Source organism: Vibrio sp. THAF190c (assembly GCF_009363355.1).
Taxonomy (GTDB): Bacteria; Pseudomonadota; Gammaproteobacteria; order Enterobacterales; family Vibrionaceae; genus Vibrio; species Vibrio fortis_A.
In genome coordinates, this window is the sequence record NZ_CP045339.1 from 272,752 (window position 1) to 290,859 (window position 18,108).

Consider the following 18,108-nt stretch of genomic DNA (forward strand, 5'->3'; position numbering starts at 1 on the left):
AACTTGGTTATTTAACTATGCTTAAAGTGTTCTCCCCAATCTATATACTTGTGTTATCTGTTTGGCTAGTCGGCGAATCTGTAAGGGAGGGGATTACTGAACACTTTTTTTTAGAGTCGTACTCCGAAGACGTACTAAATGATTATCAAGGGGCCTTTGCTATGGTGACTTTGATACTTGAACAATATCCACAAAGTGACTGGCAATCTCTCTCTGAACAAATGTCTTCGCCAAATATCCCCATACAAGTACTAAAACCCGACTTATCCATTTTTCCTACAAATCTCTTATCTGATTGGAAAGAAAATAAAATCGTAGTGTTAGATGCCAGGAATGATCTATTGATAAAAAAAATTGAAGGAACAAATCTTGGAGTTCAAATAGGTCCTATTGGAACAATTGAGGAAAAAGATAATGATGAGCTTTTCGTCTCAATAACAGTAACAGGTTTGTTGGCATTGCTCATCTTACTGTGGACACTGGGTATTCAGCGTCGGTTAAATCAAATACTACAAGCAGCAAAGCGGCTGGGTGAAGGGGATTTAAGTACCAGAGTTCTTGACACAAACCTGAATCGTATTGGTAGCCTTAACTTTCACTTTAATTCAATGGCCAGCCGTATAGAACAACTGGTCAATACAAACCGACGCCTAAGCATGGCCGTATCCCACGAGCTTCGTGCACCCTTATCTCGAATCCAGTTCGAACTTGAATATGCGTTAGAAGAAAGTGACGCAGAAAATATGAGAAGTGCGTTAAAAAGCATTGAAGAAGACTGTATCGAGCTTGAGTCATTGGTAAACGAATCGCTATTTTACGCTAAGTACAATCAAAGGGAGCATGATCTCCAACTCAAGAGTAAAAATTTGGTTCAGTGGATGTTTATATGGCTGGAAAGTTTTAAGCCTATCAGGAAAGACATAGTTATCGACTATAAACTTGTTGATGAAGATGTTTATGTTGAGCTAAACGACGCTGCACTTTCAAGAGCACTAGGTAACATTCTCCACAATGCCTGTCGTTATGCTAGAAAAAACGTGAAAGTTTACTTGACTGCCCATTCTGAAAGCATTTTAATCCTGATTCAGGATGATGGCAAAGGTATTGAAAACGGCGAATTACACGACATTTTTAGCCCCTTCTATCGCTCGAATAACCAACCATCTGAAAGTAAAGGCTTCGGCTTGGGCTTGAGCATTTCTACTCAAATTATAGAAAAACATCAAGGTTCAATTGTAGCGAGTAACTTACCTGGTGGTGGCGCTGAGTTCGCGGTTCAACTACCAAGACAAACCAATAGCCGCGATGCACGAACTTAATTTGCAATCGCCTCTCTCCCCTCAATTAAACATAATTACGTTGCTTAATCTCTCTAGGCAATCTCACTATTTAAAAGCTAGCTGTCTTGGAGTAACCCATATTTCGTTCAAGCAAAGCTGCTCGCGTGTAAGCCGTTGGATTAAGACTAGACATTTGAACTTCAAAGTCGCTCTAAGGTCTACTCTTAATCTAGCCTCTGACCATATATGAACGGAACGGTCTAAATAAGTATTATAGTAAATATCGTCAATAGACGATATTACTGTCCAACAACTTAGCCTCAAACCACACCTTTTAGTTTGAGCATTAAATATGAGTAGTCATCTTCCACATCATAGAACTTCGATTTAATATGAGTGGCAGTTCTTAAGTCCCAAGCAGCTTTATTTGCTTTTAAATAGTCGATACTATTTCCTCTATTTTCGGTCATATTTACTTTAAACTATCCGCTCAATATAACTTTCGAAAATGTTCAATGAGAGTTTTTTCTCCGAAAGTTGGCGCTATCATATCTCTCGCACATATTGTAAGAAAAAACTCAGCAGCTCCACCAAAACGTTCGGGCAACAAACAAGCTATTAACAGGGCAACTTTTCGCAACCAACTAGGTAAATGTATTACTTTTATGGCACGATTTTGAGATTCGAATGCTAATTGTGCTATATCAACTAAAGATAACGTTTGTGGACCTCCAACGCTAAGCTCTTTTTCATTTACATGGATAGCTAGTAAACAAAAGTGAGCGAGATCTTCACCATGAATGGGATTCATCTGGGTTAACCCATCACCAAAGACATACGATCGACCGGACTGCACCATCCTATAATACTCCTCTAGGTCTGAAAAAAAACCATTTGGCCTTATAACGCATAGATCAAGTTGCTTTGTGCTTAGTAACTTATCAGCAAATTTTTCTTTAGCGTTTAACAAACGTACTTTCCTAAATTGAGGGGCATTCAATGCAGAAACGTAAATGAACTTCTTAACTCCTGATTTGACGGCTTCTTCTAACAAGTTGTAGTTTGCTTCAAAATCAACATCCATGTATCGAAGTCCATCTTTTTGTCTTGTGATCCCTACGCATGAAATAACTACATCGATATTGTCACAACAGCCAACTAGACTTTCATGATTAGTAACCTCTGCTACTTTAAATTGTTTTTCGCTCAGTCCGATTGATTTAAGTTTATCTTCGTTTCTTGCTAACGCACAAAAGTCTGCACCTGAGTCTCTTAATATTTTTATGATGTGACGCCCAAGATAACCTGTAGCCCCCGCAACCAATACTCTTCCTTCGTGTTCTTTCACATGATCCCCCACCGTTAATTCATAAAGTAAACATACTCTATACCACAGATACTTAAATCACTATATATGGTGATTTTGCGTTAAGTTACTAATGATACATTTTTCTAACTAAGCAAAATTGGAGGCAAGACTATGAATAACGCTTTGATGATAGCACTTTATTTCGGGTAACAAATTTGCATGTCAATGAATAATGATAAGCAAAACAAACGTATTATCCATTCTCCTGAATTTAAAGAAGAAACTCTGTCTCTTCTAGAGAAAGTGGGAGTATCAACGCTTGCGTAAGTGCCCTCGCCACACGAATCCCATAATTAATGTAAGTGTATAGCAGCAAAGAAAGATACCAATACAAACCGACAGGCAAAAGCTCTAGCCGCCAAGCTCTAAAGCAATGTATGAGTAGAAAAGGAAACTGCTGGGACAATGCTTGTATGATGGTTTCTTTCATTCAATTAAAGCTAGAATAATCCTTGGTTATCTAAGCCAAGTTAACTTTGAAAGTCAAATGCCGCTTAATGAAGCGTCCAGTCTAGCAGAATCAGGCTACATATTATAAAGAGGCTCTTGTTGAGGAAATTACTTTCTTCGCTGCTGGAAAATAAGGTAAGCGACTAACTCGCCTCAAAATTAATGCTTAAGTTCTAAGTGCGAAAATTACAAAACTTGGGTATCAACTTCATATAAGTATGACTTTATTTGTGAAACTAACTTGAAACCGTAGTTTTTTACAATAGGTCTGCTCATTTCAGAAGCGTCAATTGTTAAGTATTTCTTTTTACGTAATTTGGCCTCCTGAATACGCTTCTTCAGAAGCGTTTGATAGAAACCTTGTCGTCGATACTCTTTTACTGTACTGCCTCCCCATATACTTGCGAATGGACTATTTCCATCGAGCAACAGCCATGCTGATGCCGCTGGTACTTTTCCAACATACACAACATATATAAGGACTGATTCTGGTGATTCTTCTTTTAATTTCAGCAAGTAATTATACTGCCAGTCAAGATTCCCACCCCAAACTTTCTCTTGTACTCGTATGGCATCTCTAATACCTTCTTTGTCATAAACTTCAGTAACATTCGATATATCAAACCCCAAACTGTTACTTTCAGTTAAATCCAGTACCATAAAAGACTCGGCGCTTTCTTCATTAAAACCAAGGTTTACAAGAGTACTCCCTAGTGTACTAGGTGTGTCAGTAGAGTATACCTTCCATTCAAAGCTAAGGTTGCGCTCTTTAAAGTAGTCAATTTCCCTCCTTACCGTACTTTCAGAGATACCAACATCAAAGTTAAAATAGGATATATAGCTCCCTCGAAGGTCATTGGACACAAACTTTACTAAATCAGGACTTGTAAGCCTATATCCATTGCTTCCATTTACTAATTTTCGTTCACAGGCATTATATTCTTCCATGATTTTATTTGTATCAAATTTATAACCCATTTTATCCTCACAATTTAAGAAACGGGTTTCGTGTGCAAATCAAACTTGTTCCGGGAGTTTAATAGCCACGCCGCCTACTGAAAATATAATAATTCGCATTCTGTCATTGGAGCAGAAAGGGATTAAGACACTATATTGGCCATCATGGCTTTTATAGGCCTCAATGATTCCAAAGCGTTGATCGTCTGAAGTAACCAACAAAGTATCATCAAGATCTGTCACGCCATCACCTATCAAACCAAATGTAGTTTTAGCCAGGGGTGAGAAATTGCCTCTATATATTGTCAGTTTATAATTTTTAGATATACAAACTTTGTTATCCCATATACATTCACTTTGAGTTTTTGGAACCAATTGATTGGAAAACGCTACCTTTTCAGGGGTTAAATAAGGTAGTGTGTATCCCGCAACAAACACGATAACTAACAATAAGGCTTTAACAAAAATACTCATTTCCACTCTAGTTTACTACTTACCTCCTCAAGTAAGTGTATTTCATTCTGTAAGTCTCTAATAGATTGGCGCTGAGACTCCATTTTTGCCGTAACGCTTTGTGAACTAGAATTAAGGTCAGCCATATTTCCGCTAATTTGACTCAAAGCTGTATTTTGTTGAGTAACTGCAGAAGAAACTTGGTACATCTCATCATTCACAGTTGTTACGTTCGCTGATATATCCCTGTAACCAACAAGCAAAACATCAAGCCACGTTGTAATTTGAGACGTAGAATCAAGCATCTCTGCGACCTTGGCTGTTGATGTATCTACACTTGATGAAAGCTGACTTAATGAGCCTTTAATATGGTCTAAACTAGCATCTGTTCTTTGTGCTAGCTGGCGAACCTCATCGGCAACCACAGCAAATCCACGCCCGGCCTCACCTGCACGAGCTGACTCAATGGAAGCATTTAAAGCCAAAAGGTTGGTTTGCTCAGACAAGTTAGCAATAGTCTCAAGCACACTGGATATCTGTCTCGTGTCCTCTGTTACACGATAGATTATCGATTGAGTTTCATTTGCTAGGTTCGTAAGTTGATCTAATCCACTGTGACACTTTTCTACCTCTGTCAGACTGCCTTGACTAATTAGGTTTGCCTTTTCCGCATTAGTGCTGCATTCCGAGGTAGAAGTTGCAACAGTATCAAACGATGTGCCGAGCTCTTCGACAGCTGTTGCAACAAGTTCGGTGTTTACAGCATGGGAAGACAGCTCCAAATTAATACTATCAATATCTCTTATTAGCTCAGTTGAGACCTGGCTAAGAGATTCAATAGTTGCCGACTGCGTATCCGATAACTCCCTTAACCGAATAACAATTTGATTGAATTTTTGCTCAAACTCACCCTGTTCGTCCAACTCTACATCAAGTAATAGTCGTTCATTTTTCACCATATAATCTACCGTGTCCTCGACATACTTGAGTTTTTTCAAGTTTTGACTCAATGAAAGACTACCATAGATAGACACACCCGCTTGAAGGACTGCGTACAGGCAATGCTCGATGGCCATAATAAACGGACTACCAGGAGGAAAGATAAACACTCCTGACGCGGTATTAAATTGAAGATAGTAAAAAAGCAAATGATGAACTGCAGCTGCAACTAAGCAATGAAATACAATTTTCCAATCGTTATATATAGTAGTACAAGCTAATAATATAAACACTTCAAAATGTATCATCGTATCGCCATATGCTTGGTGTATATGCAATGCAACAAAACCATAAAGTAAGTAAGGAGTGATAACTCTCAATAAATCACGACTAAACAATAAAGTAGTGGCTAATAAAATAATGTTTATAAAAAAATCTAAATAAGAAAAACCATATCTAAACATGTAGATAAAAGTCAAAGACGAAAAGAGTCCTGCGAGTATATGAGTTGTTCTTGCGAAGGTTAACGGTTTCATCAAGCTTGCTCCTATCAATAAGCTTGATGCTATCATACCTAGAGATTACGAAAACATATCAGACAAACAACACGCAAAATAGGACAAATCATTCGTAATATAGCATGTTCTATTCGGCTATAAGACTACTATGTTAGACCCCTAGTCATCTATACTATGAGATCGTCTGAACTCTTTAGGCGACTGTTTAAAACATCGTAAAAATGCTCGCGTCATATTCTCTTCTCTTTTGTAGCCACAACGAATTGCAACATATGAGATAGTTTGCTTAGTTTCGCGTAGTAAAGACATCGCTACTTCAATGCGAATACGATCAACCAGTTTTTTAGGAGTAAGTGAAAATTCGTTTTTGCATCGCCGAGTAAAATTTCGAGGACTCATTGCCATAAAGTTAGCAAGTCGATCAATGTTAAGATCTTCTGTCAAGTTTTCTTGTATCCAGTGTAGCAAGCTTTCCCATTTAGAATCGCTACATTCGAACTGCATTTTCAGGTGGAAGGTTAGCTGAGAATCTGATTCCTTCCTTCTATTAGGCAATACCATAGTCATTGCAACACGCTGTGTAAGCTCTCGACTTGTTTTCATCTCCAAAATGTTGAGAGCCATATCGATAGCTGTACTTATTCCAGCAGATGACCAAAGCTTATCATCTCGAACAAAAGGGGCCTTCTGAGACAAGTTAACGTTAGGGTATTTGTGTATTATTTCTTCAAGATAGGACCAATGAGTTGTTGCATAGACGTGCTCATCAGGTAGCGCATTTGCAAAAATGAACAAACCAGTACAAACAGTACAAATGCTTTCAACCTTTCGATAGGCATTACGAACAAACTTTGTAACCGTTGGGCTATTTGGCTGTTGGGTATCTATTCCATTGATTAAAAAAACTATATCGCTATGGAAAAGTCCTATCTGATTAATTGCTACAGTGTCGATAAATACACCGGCATTCGACCTAACCAAACCACCATGTTCGCTAACGTAAACCAACTCAAACAGTGGCTTCTCTTCGACAATATTTGCGATAGAAAAAACTTCTACGGGACCAGATAAGTCCATAAGTTGAAAGTTATCTGAACAATAAAAAACTAGTCTCATAATAATTCACTAATAAAGGAAACAGTAGAAATAATAACTCTATCAATAGTAATTTGCACGCCCATTAATTAAGGACAAATAGCACGCTAAAAACGACAACCCTCTCTGGATAGGGTTGAGCTACCAAGTGTTTAAGTTAAGATGAATCATCACAACCGAAGAAATTAAGTAAAGTTTTTTATCTGCTATTGAATTAAATAAACAAGCTTATGGTTATAAAGAAGATTGTTACTTTTAGTAACACTACTTTTGGAGATCTCTTTCAAAATGGGTAAGAGGAAATGGATAAACAAAACTTACCAAAGGTATTGTTAAGTCTCTTGGATACAGCGAGTGAAGGATTGTGGTTCATGAGCGATGACAATCAGGTCCAATTTTACAATAATACATTTTATGAACAGTTTAACCTCCCACCTAACAGTTCAACGTTAGATGATTGGTTAGCATTAGTCCATCCTGTTGATAGACAGCGTTTAGCCAGAAAAGTTAATCTTCATCAAAAAGATAATGTATCTAAAGATATAAAAACACGTTATCGAATAAAAAACCTCCTAGGGCAATACCTTTGGATTGAAGCTACAGGCGTCAGAGTAGAGCATGAGGGAAAATTTGCAATGGTTGGTTCGCATAGAGACGTGTCTGAAGAGGTTCTCTTAAATCAATATCTAACACACATTGCCAAACATGACAGTGAAACTGGTCTATTCAACAGGCACCAATTCTTGAAAGTAGCTCCAGGCTTAAACGAAAAAAGTTGGCTTATCCTGTGTCGTCTAAATCAATTACAACAATATCAACGACGTATTGGAGAGAGTGCAATAGGACAATTGTCATCTACATTGGTTAGTATATTAGACGAAATACTAGATCTTGACTACGGATTGTACCGCATTAGTGCGGAAGTCTTTGTAGTTACTATTGACAAGGCACTCGTTGAGAAAACCATGTGTTCAATAATTAACAAGATCACATCACAATTCCATGAAGGTAAACCTTATAAGACATCATTCTCTAATCGTCTCGGTTTAGTTGCTCTAATGGGCAGCGACATCAATAAAAGCAACATTCTAGAGCAACTCTTCAATCTAGCTGAATATACCCAAATAAATAATAATCCGACTATATATACGACAGACTTACAAAGAAAAATTGATAGAAACTTTGCAATACAAGATGCCTTAGAAAATGCGATTGAAACCGAACAAGTTACAATTGACTTACAACCTATAATAGGTTCTAAGTCGAATGAAGTTATAAGCTTCGAAGCATTAGCTAGATGGACACACCCAATCTTTGGCCCCATCTCACCAACTGAATTTATCCCTTTAGCTGAAAGGCAGGGACACATTCACGCACTAGGTATGGAAGTTATTAAAAAGTCCTGTAAATTTCTATTATCATTTGATCAAGTCAACGAGTCAAAACCATTTATCAATATTAATGTTTCAGCATACCAACTTCTTAATGATATGTTTATTACTGATATATTACGCGTTGTCGATGAATTTGGTGTTGCGACCTATCGTATTATATTAGAAGTAACAGAGTCATACTTGATAGATGAAGATCATACTATAGGAAATACGCTTAAAAAGCTACATGGCCATGGATTCAAAATATCAATTGATGACTTTGGTTCTGGCATGAGTGCTATTACAAGTCTCTTCAAACTCCCATTATATCAAATAAAGCTAGATCGCGAGCTGATAAACGAAGCAATGGAGGTTAACTCTTGCTTAAAACTAATCTCTCATATCTGTGAGTTTGGTCGAACACACGAAATTTCAATAGTCGCTGAAGGTGTGGAAACAACTGATATCCGAAGAAAATTGGTGGAAATTGGTATTCCTTATCTTCAAGGTTACGCAATACACATACCTAATGAACCACATAAATGGCTAAGAAACAATGCGATCACGTTATTAGCATCATGATTATAATATAAGGAAATTAAGCATTGAAATATAACTGTAAATTATGTAACTCTGAGTCAACAGTTAAATCTCAAGGATCTAGTTCATGGCACAAACAACATGATGTATGTGAGCTCTGTATTAGTGACATTTTCGATTGGTTAAATACACATCACCATTTCAATGACACTGAGCTTCATCTAAAAATTAACTTGCGCAGGTTAAGGTCTAACTTACAGAAAATATCTAATATAGATAATACAGTTAGTTCAGTGCTTAATAGTGTACAAGTCGAAATTGATAAAATAGAAAAAGAGTTAGGGGGCTTGGCATCAGAGTACCCTAACATTTCAAAGATTATATCTGAATACCGTAGCTTATTACGCGTTTATAACTAATAAAAATGGGTAGACAATGGTTATTGCAATGTTTAGTTTCACTCATTACGGCCACGCTGGTTCGTTAACAATCAGTGATCCCAAGTTAGTAGAAAAAATACAAAAGCTCATCAATTTAGGCCTGCGAATTGAACTTTATTCAATTCTTATATTACTTCTTCTTGACGAGCAAACTCAATGCCAAGACAACGAAAACCGTAGTTTAATCCAGCTTACGGAAAAATATAAAGTTAATAAAGCCTCGGTCAGACTAAATAATGGAGAGACTCTCAAAATAGTATAACTTTTTTAAAAAATCAGATAAAAACACAATAAGTAAAGTACCTATGGAAATATATAATCTATTATCCACTATTTTTTGCATATACTTGGCAACATCCTCAACGAATGTTTTTGCAAGCCAATTGAAAGAACAGAATGAGGATTTTTTTCTATCGAACAAATACAGTTAGTAAAAAAAAGTGAACCGGCGCCCTTAAGTTACATACAATCCAGTGATGGTATTAAGTTGGCTTTTCGAGCTTATGTTCCATCTGAGCCTAATGCAATACTAATTTTTTATCATGGAGCGGGAGCGCATAGCGAGATATCATATCAGCACATAGGCAATGACTTAAGAGACGTATTTCAAGTAGGAGTATATACACCCGACATCAGAGGACACGGATACCCTGAAGGGCCTCGAGGAGACGCGCCTAGTAAAGAGCTGGTGTGGCAAGATATAACAGTACTACTCAATCACGTTAGATCTCTATACCCATCTACTCCAGTTTTTTTAGGGGGACATTCTGCCGGCGCAGGACTCGTTCTCAATTATTCTAGCTGGAAAGACAGTCAACCTGTCAATGGATATGTTTTTATCGCACCATACTTGGGATTTCGCTCAAAGACTGAGCATACAAATAATAATACCAGTAGATATCAATTTTCGACCGTAAAAAATTCCAAGTTTATAGTTAATGCTATTTCGCTAGGAATGCTATTCAATCATTCTAAAGCAGTAGAGTTCCATTTTCCAACGAGCATTCTAAAAAGTTATCCAAAGATTGTTACATATAATACAGTTATAATGTCGAACTCTGTAACACCACACTCGCCACACTCTCAATTTCAAAAATTAAATCGATTCGGATTATGGATTGGAGAAAAGGACGAAATATTCGATTAAAAAAGATCGTTGATTTTGCAAAAAGCAATAGTCACAAAGATGCTGACATCAAAGTACAAACCCTTTCTGACGTTACCCATTTGTCAATCATAAAAAACTCATCCAATTTTATTGGGGAATGGATATCGGAGCAAGTAAATCAAATATAAAAATGGTAATTCTATGCCTAGAAAATTAAAAAACAAAAGAAATATACTATCTGCCTTCTATAAATTATCGAAAAAGAAAGAGTATTATCAGATAACCGTTTCTGAAATAATAACGTTATCAGAAGTGAGTAAAACAACTTTTTACCGATATTATCAACGTAAACTCGACCTTCTTATTGAAATGCATGCTGGTATTTTCCATACAATGCTACAGGAGTACCTAACCCATGATGATTGGCTGAGTACCAACCCGAAACCTATGCTAATTGAAACTGCAATAAAAGCAGCTGAAAAGATGAATGGTAGAAAATCTATTTCTTATAAGTTAGGTAACGATTGGCCTATCGCACAGCGCCTATTGAATGAGAGTTTGACTTCGGCAATTAAGAACCAGATTTGTATAGCATTTCACAACGAGAAATGGAACATATGCCCTGAGCAATTAGCAGATACATTAGCGGCTTTGCATTTAAATTTCTTAACTGGATTAAATGGTCTATCTGATAAAAATACTGTTATATCAAACGCTCGAAATCTACAGTGCTTTTCCAGAGCAATCATTCTAGCATCATTAGAAAAAAACAATAAATAATATCATGATGTTTTTTTGAAATAATCATACATCACAGTTCTAAAATAAAACCAAAGCAAGTAATGCGTATAATTAATATGTTAAAGGAACAATTAAGGCAAAGTGTCCCTTTAGAGAATCTATTATTAGTTTGTCCCTATTTCTCTCATCTTCATTCCCGTATACTGCGAATAATTTATATAAAACCGGAGTTATTATGGTTACCAAAAAATTGAGCCATCGGACCAAAAACATATCTCATAGCTACTCTTTAGAAGAAAAAATATTTAAATCTAAAGATGAAAAATCCAGTTCAAGTAAGCTAAATATTGGTATTTTCCTCTACCCTAATGTTACTATGTTAGATGCTTATGGGCCGTTACAAATACTTGCCGTTAGCAATCTATTCAACGTGTTCACGTTCGCTAAACGACTAAAACCATTACCATCAGATGCAAATGTGGATTTACTTCCCAATTATAGTTTTGAGGATTGTCCACATATCGATGTGCTAATCGTTCCCGGTAGTGCTAATCCCTTAGAGCAGATAAAAGACGTTAGTGTAATCTCGCAGCTACGAGCAATCGGAGAAAAGGCAGAATTTGTAACATCTGTATGCACTGGTTCATTGATCCTAGCTGAAACCGGGTTGTTAAATGGATACCAAACCGCGATACATTGGGCTTATGCAGATGCATTAAAACACTACCCTGAAGTTACTCACATCAACCAAAGGGTTGTAAAAGATCGAAATCGTATAAGCGGTGGTGGTATTACCTCAGGCCTTGATTTCTCACTCGAGCTGATTGCACATCTCACCGATAAAGAACAAGCACAAGCTTTGGAGCTATTGCTAGAATACAACCCTGAACCTCCATTTAAAACGGGCGATCACAACACAACACCCGAAGCAATCAAGGTCGCTGTACAATCGATGGTTTATGAACTCGCGGGTGATTTGTTTTAGCCCATTTTGGGCTGCCCCTAAAACCCAAGGATAGGCGGACTCTAGACTTATAAAACGTTGTGTCCGCTTTCGCCGTGATGCTATTTGATTGAAGGGAATTATAAATCCCTAGCTAATACAGAATTGAATCTGTATACATGAATATCTCACGGCGAATTGATTGTAAAAGTAGCAATTCTTAAAAGAAAGGGCTTTGTTGCCGAAATCGAATGAGCTAAATCAAAATTTTACGATCAGATCAGGGACATTCATTCACTGACTTTGATTTCATGCCGAAGCATCGTTACAAAACCATCAACTGGCGCAAGTACAATAACTCCTTGATCAACAGGGGTTCAGTTACGTTCTGGATGGACGAGGAGGCCATTATTGAGTGGAAACAACTAAAACAGGAAAAACGTGGCAAACCAAGACAGTTTAGTGATCTCGCTATCACGACGGCTCTCATGGTAAAGCACATCTTTTGGTTACCTTTGAGGGCGCTACAAGGCTTTATCGACTCTGTTTTTAGATTGGCGAACGTCGCTTTGGTTTGCCCTCACTATACCTGTATAAGGCGCCGAGCTAAGGATGTGGAGGTTAATTTCAAAACCTCAACAAGAGGCACTATCCAACACCTGGCCATCGATGCAACTGGTCTCAAGGTATACGGTGAGGGAGAATGGAAAGTGAAAAAACATGGAACCGATGGCAAGTGTCGAGTCTGGCGTAAACTCCATCTTGCGGTTGATACAGATACACATGAAATTATCGCCGCTGAGCTGACACTATCAGGTGTGACAGATGCGGAAGTACTCCCCAATCTACTCAAGCAAACACGCCGATCCGTCAAGGAAATCTCGGGAGAAGGAGCATACGATACAAGAGAGTGTCACAGGGCGATTAGGGTTAAGAAAGCGATACCTCTAATCCCTCCACGTGAGGGTGCAACTTTCTGGGAAAAAGGGCATCCACGCAATCTGGCAGTTGGTTGCCAAAAGCTCTATGGCTCAAACAAAAAGTGGACACGGAAGTGTGGGTACCATAAGCGGCCATTGTCGGACACCGCTATGTATCGCGTAAAACAACTACTAGGAGCTTCACGCACGCTTCGAAATTGTAACGCACAAGTTGGTGAGACTTACACCATGATCAAAGCACTGAACAAGCTAACTGGGATGGGGATGTCCACAACTCATTATGTTGTAAAATTGCGAACAATTTGGCTAGAATTCGCTCATAAGTTGAATTAGGCAACAAAGCCACCAGCCGCCTCAAATTTTTTACTCGGCTGTCGCCACTTACTAAATTTGAGGTAAAAAAAAGAGCCACTCTAAAGTGGCTCAATTCTTATAAATTAAAACAATCGTTTTAAACGTTACTCTTTACCGAATACGTTGTTCTCTTGCTCTTGTACACGGATGAAAGTTGTACGCTTAGTTAGCTCTTTAAGCTTTGCTGCGCCTACGTATGTACAAGTTGAACGTACACCACCAAGGATGTCAGAGATAGTGCCGTGAACAGAGCCACGGAATGGAAGTAAAACAGTTTTACCTTCAGCTGCGCGGTACTTGGCAACACCACCTGAGTGCTTATCCATAGCCGACTGAGAAGACATGCCGTAGAACTTCATGAACGTCTTACCGTCTTGCTCTACTACTTCACCGCCTGACTCTTCGTGGCCTGCTAGCATACCACCTAGCATTACGAAGTCTGCACCGCCGCCGAATGCTTTTGCTACGTCACCAGCACATGAACAACCACCGTCACCGATGATCATGCCGCCTAGGCCGTGTGCTGCGTCACCACACTCGATGATTGCAGAAAGTTGAGGGTAACCAACACCTGTTTTAACACGTGTAGTACATACAGAACCTGGGCCGATACCAACTTTAACGATGTCAGCACCCGCTAGGATTAGCTCTTCACACATGTCACCTGTTACAACGTTACCTGCAGAGATAACTTTGTTCGGGAATTCAGCACGTACCTTTTGAACGTACTCTACTAGGTGCTCTGAATAGCCGTTTGCGATATCGATACAGATGAAGATTAGCTCTTCAGATAGCGCCATGATCTCTTTTGTTTTTTCGAAATCAGCGTCAGAAGTACCTGTTGATACGAAAACATTGTTTAGCGTCTTCTTGTCTGCTGATTTTACGAAGTCAGCCCACTGCTCTACTGTGTAGTGTTTGTGAACAGCTGTCATTACTTCGTGCTCTGCAAGAGCCGCTGCCATTTCAAAACTTGCAACAGAATCCATATTTGCTGCAATAACAGGAGTACCAGCCCATTGACGACCGCTGTGCTTGAATGTAAACTCGCGGGTTAAATTTACTTGAGAACGACTTTTTAGTGTTGAACGCTTAGGGCGAAACAGTACATCTTTAAAGCCTAACTTAAGTTCTTGTTCGATACGCATGGTGTTTTTCCTTGATTCATAAATGTATATGTCACTCGCATGGTGCGTTGTAAAGTCGTTGGCAGACGAGTTTACTTTTCTTCGGACACAAAAAAACCGGAGCGTTGGCAGACGCTCCGGTTTTCAGCATTATAGGCCGTGATTTATTAACAACAAGTCTGATATTTCATTTTTTTTTATGCTATCCTCCCAAAGATTCCATATCCGAATTCCTCTCTCCTTTCCTATTTTTCAGCTATTTACTTAGATATTAACGACTTAAGCGCACAGCGTGACGCAAACTTACGCAATATTTGCGCAAACGTTTTCCACCCCTTCATCGCTACTTTCTCTTTTTATTTCTATTTCTGTGAGAAAAAGACGTCATCATGGTCAATCTTTGACCTGCAGATACACTTCAAAAAGTACAAATTTTTTGAATTTTCTTGTTTGAGTGCCTAAAAAATCGCCGTTATCAAAAAGAATAATGTGTCGCAGAGATCAAAAGCTCGCTCTTTAGCGATAACTCTTGCGAGTCAAACAGTCTAAAATAAGGTATAAGTTGCTTATTAGAACTGCTCTTTATATTAAACAAGAGCACATTGAATGGCTTACAAGGACGTTAGTTATGAAGAAAACCCTCCCTCTACTCGCGCTTTTATGTATCAGTGGCTCCGCTTTGGCACAAAATGGTCCCGGTTCTTTCTATACCAATCTAGGTGCAACCGCGATTTCTGATGGTTCAGATTCTGAAACAGCCTACTTTGCGCAGCTAGGGTACAACTATTACCTTTCACCTATGGTGTCGCTCGATCTTAGCTTTGGTCATACCGCGACTTTAGATAGTACTGTGACGTCAGAATCTGATGGCTTTGCTTCAAAGTACAACTCTTACAGCGCTGGCTTGAAACTGGAGCAGAGCTTTGGCGGGTTTAACCTCTATGGTTCGGGCGGTGCGAGCTACATCGATTCCGAGGTAACACGTTGGGATGCAGTCAACAGCGTATCTAGAACAACGACAGACAGCAGTATTCAACCTTATGCGAGTACAGGTATCACTTTTGCTCTGCTAGGCTCACCTTTAATTCTAGATACAGGTATCAGCTATCAATGGCTACCAAGCGGAGAAGGTGCAGCTTCTGTGTATGGTGGTGCCTACCTAAATTTCTAAACAGTAATCACCCTATCCAATTATCTGTGGCAGTCTATCTATTGATTGCCACATTCTCTCCCCCCTTTCCACACACCTGTTGCCTATTATCCCCACGTCTAAAATTCTTACCACATTAACAAGGTTGCTCAATGCCAAGAATCTTTAAAGCTGTATTGCTCAGCACACTCTCTACTATTTGCCTGAACGCCCACGCTGTCAAAGTACCGCTGGAATACTCTTTTGATATTGGTATGTCGAACATTACTAAGAACGGCGAAAGCTTGACTGGTTTCACCTCACGCGGCCGCCTAAATTATTATTTCACGCCTTTTGTCGCACTAGACCTGAGTTACACCGATACTCTATCTATCTCCGGAGACATCTACGACGGCAGTAATGACACGATTACAACGATGGAATACAAGGCGATCAGTACTGGCGTGAAGATCCACCAGCCTGTAAGTAAACTCATTAATGTCTATGCCGGTGGAGCCTACTCGACAGTAGACGAAAAGGTCGAAGACATTGGCGCAAATACTGAAACCAAAGATTCAGAGTCTTCAATCAAGCCTTACGCAAATATAGGTGTCAGCATGAACAGTCCGTGGCAAAAAGGACTGCAGTTTTCTCTCGATTACACATACCAACCTCTAGCACTGGACTACACAGCTAACTACTTCTCAATTGGTGCCCACTACAGTTTCTAGCTCAGAAGCACGAAAAACGAAAAAGGCACGCATAATCGCGTGCCTTTTCTTTCATGAATCTGTTTAGTGATGCTTACTGACGAGCAACCAGAGCCTCTGCCGTCGCATCTTGAATAGAAAGAAACAGTGACGTTACTTGTCCAGTCGGAGAACGCATCGGGTTAAGCGTCACGTTTTGGTACATGAAGTCTGCTTGTTGAGTGACAGGTCGCACGTTACGACACTTGAACAGATACGGACGTTGTTGCCACGTAATAAAACTACGACAACCAAGATCATAAACGGGTTTAGTTTTGAGGCGGAACCACTCTTCTGGGATCTCAGGAAACAGCTCGAAGATCGATTTGCCAATCGCATCATGAGACTGTTTACCACTATGGTGCGTCATGAAGCCATTCCACACCTGAACGTTGAAATCTCGGTCGATCACAACAAGTCCCATGTCGACGTTTTGAACCATATCGACCATCCAATGGAACTGCTCAAACTCTGCAGGTAACTGAAGCATATTAGAACTCCTCCATTAGGTAAGACAGCTTGTTGTCTAGTAGTGGTAAAGATTCATCCACAAACATAAACAGTAGGTCACAACGAATTGAGGTACCTTCAATGTTGTAGCTCACCTCAAAGGTCATTGTCTTTTTGAACGAACCGCTGGTATTGGCAATCACAGATTCGATTGGAATATGTTGCCCTAACAGTACCGGAGAACTTTGGAAGAAGCGCACTTCAGACTGTTCACCTAAGCCATTTAAGAAAGAACCCACAAGAATGTTGGATACATCCATAAGCAGCTCTAACTCTTCAAGCTCTTCACTGTCTGTTGGCACCTTCATCAGCTTCTTGAGATCATTCACACTCGAGTCACTGAGCAGAACCAATGCTTCGCCAGCGATACCTTCACCACTAAAGCCTTGGCAAACACCCGATACCTGGTCGTTGTCGGCAAGATCGCGCAGTGCCATGTGAAGCTCACTCACTTCAAAGATGTTGACGTTAGGTAGAGGCAGATGAACAAATACATCGAAGTGACGGGCCAATGCGTCTGCCGCGCGACCAATCGAAACGTTCGCCACTTCCATATAGATATCGCGTCTGCGCAGAATAGGCAGTTCTAGCGGCGCTGGTGTGACTAATTGTGGCTGCTTAGGCGGATCAACCAATTCACGAAGAACCGCTTTAAGTGCCTCTTGATCGATTGGTTTTTGCAGGAAGGCTTTCGCCCCAAGATCCATAACCTTTTGCTTAGCTTTAGGCTGAATATCACCAGACACAACGACGACAGGAGTCGTATTACCCAAACGCTGCATCTCTTCTAATGTTCCATAGCCATCCAACTCTGGCATGGTCAGGTCGAGGAACATTAATTTAAACTGATTACTCGCTAATTCTTCGAGCGCATTCAATCCATGCACCGCGAAGGTTATGTCAGCATTTAACGACGGCGGTAAAGAGCGGGCCATCTGTTTGCGGGCTAAGGCAGAATCATCACATATAAGAACTGGAAACGACATTAATGTACCACCAATGATTGAAGCGAATAATAGCGAGTGTAACAGATCCTTATGGTATCAGGTACGGGGTGAATCCATTAATATGGTGATTAAAGGCAAGATAATT

Annotated in this window: 16 protein-coding genes; 8 read left to right on the forward strand and 8 right to left on the reverse strand. The window is 39.4% G+C overall.

The window, feature by feature from the left end:
- Positions 1–17: 17 nt before the first annotated feature.
- A complete protein-coding gene (locus tag FIV04_RS16295; protein WP_152469740.1) occupies positions 18–1,319 on the forward strand; it encodes a HAMP domain-containing sensor histidine kinase in 1,302 nt (433 codons plus the stop codon).
- Between the two features lie 451 nt (positions 1,320–1,770).
- On the opposite strand, the gene FIV04_RS16300 is transcribed toward FIV04_RS16295, so the two are convergent.
- The 5 genes from FIV04_RS16300 to FIV04_RS16320 all read right to left on the reverse strand — a co-directional run bounded on the left by FIV04_RS16300 (position 1,771) and on the right by FIV04_RS16320 (position 7,082).
- Positions 1,771–2,628, reverse strand: a complete 858-nt coding sequence (locus tag FIV04_RS16300) for an SDR family oxidoreductase (protein ID WP_152469741.1) — start codon at positions 2,626–2,628, stop codon at positions 1,771–1,773.
- 657 nt (positions 2,629–3,285) lie between these two features.
- Complete coding sequence (locus FIV04_RS16305) at positions 3,286–4,077, reverse strand: GNAT family N-acetyltransferase (RefSeq protein WP_152469742.1); 792 nt, start codon at positions 4,075–4,077, stop codon at positions 3,286–3,288.
- Positions 4,078–4,116: 39 nt separating this feature from the next.
- Complete coding sequence (locus tag FIV04_RS16310) at positions 4,117–4,530, reverse strand: hypothetical protein (RefSeq protein ID WP_152469743.1); 414 nt, start codon at positions 4,528–4,530, stop codon at positions 4,117–4,119.
- A complete protein-coding gene (locus FIV04_RS16315) occupies positions 4,527–5,984 on the reverse strand; it encodes a methyl-accepting chemotaxis protein (RefSeq protein ID WP_172974280.1) in 1,458 nt (485 codons plus the stop codon). The genes FIV04_RS16310 and FIV04_RS16315 overlap by 4 nt, the downstream gene beginning before the upstream one ends.
- 141 nt (positions 5,985–6,125) lie before the next feature.
- Entirely contained in the window at positions 6,126–7,082 is a 957-nt protein-coding gene (locus tag FIV04_RS16320; RefSeq protein ID WP_152469745.1) for a GlxA family transcriptional regulator, read from the reverse strand.
- A 281-nt stretch (positions 7,083–7,363) separates the two neighbouring features.
- Here FIV04_RS16320 and FIV04_RS16325 point away from each other — a divergent pair, with 281 nt between their 5' ends.
- The 5 genes from FIV04_RS16325 to FIV04_RS16345 all read left to right on the forward strand — a co-directional run bounded on the left by FIV04_RS16325 (position 7,364) and on the right by FIV04_RS16345 (position 13,480).
- Entirely contained in the window at positions 7,364–9,016 is a 1,653-nt protein-coding gene (locus FIV04_RS16325; RefSeq protein WP_152469746.1) for an EAL domain-containing protein, read from the forward strand.
- Positions 9,017–9,901: 885 nt separating this feature from the next.
- The gene (locus FIV04_RS27395; RefSeq protein ID WP_172974281.1) at positions 9,902–10,561 is read left to right on the forward strand and encodes an alpha/beta fold hydrolase; all 660 of its coding nucleotides are present in this window, start codon (positions 9,902–9,904) and stop codon (positions 10,559–10,561) included.
- Positions 10,562–10,723: 162 nt separating this feature from the next.
- Complete coding sequence (locus FIV04_RS16335) at positions 10,724–11,302, forward strand: TetR/AcrR family transcriptional regulator (RefSeq protein ID WP_152469747.1); 579 nt, start codon at positions 10,724–10,726, stop codon at positions 11,300–11,302.
- Positions 11,303–11,498: 196 nt separating this feature from the next.
- On the forward strand, positions 11,499–12,248 hold the full coding sequence (locus FIV04_RS16340; RefSeq protein WP_152469748.1) for a DJ-1/PfpI family protein: 750 nt from the start codon (positions 11,499–11,501) through the stop codon (positions 12,246–12,248).
- A 269-nt stretch (positions 12,249–12,517) separates the two neighbouring features.
- Positions 12,518–13,480: an IS5 family transposase gene (locus FIV04_RS16345; protein ID WP_152469749.1), complete on the forward strand. Its 963-nt coding sequence runs from the start codon at positions 12,518–12,520 to the stop codon at positions 13,478–13,480.
- A gap of 125 nt (positions 13,481–13,605) precedes the next feature.
- Here FIV04_RS16345 and FIV04_RS16350 read toward each other — a convergent pair whose 3' ends face one another.
- Entirely contained in the window at positions 13,606–14,649 is a 1,044-nt protein-coding gene (locus tag FIV04_RS16350) for a GMP reductase (protein WP_152469750.1), read from the reverse strand.
- A 607-nt stretch (positions 14,650–15,256) separates the two neighbouring features.
- On the opposite strand from FIV04_RS16350, the gene FIV04_RS16355 reads away from it, so the two are divergent.
- The gene (locus FIV04_RS16355) at positions 15,257–15,799 is read left to right on the forward strand and encodes an outer membrane beta-barrel protein (protein ID WP_152469751.1); all 543 of its coding nucleotides are present in this window, start codon (positions 15,257–15,259) and stop codon (positions 15,797–15,799) included.
- Positions 15,800–15,930: 131 nt separating this feature from the next.
- Positions 15,931–16,488, forward strand: a complete 558-nt coding sequence (locus tag FIV04_RS16360; protein WP_152469752.1) for an outer membrane beta-barrel protein — start codon at positions 15,931–15,933, stop codon at positions 16,486–16,488.
- 73 nt (positions 16,489–16,561) lie between these two features.
- On the opposite strand, the gene FIV04_RS16365 is transcribed toward FIV04_RS16360, so the two are convergent.
- Entirely contained in the window at positions 16,562–16,996 is a 435-nt protein-coding gene (locus FIV04_RS16365) for a PAS domain-containing protein (RefSeq protein ID WP_032552840.1), read from the reverse strand.
- 1 nt (position 16,997) lies between these two features.
- A complete protein-coding gene (locus tag FIV04_RS16370) occupies positions 16,998–18,002 on the reverse strand; it encodes a response regulator (RefSeq protein WP_032552841.1) in 1,005 nt (334 codons plus the stop codon).
- Between the last annotated feature and the right edge of the window lie 106 nt (positions 18,003–18,108).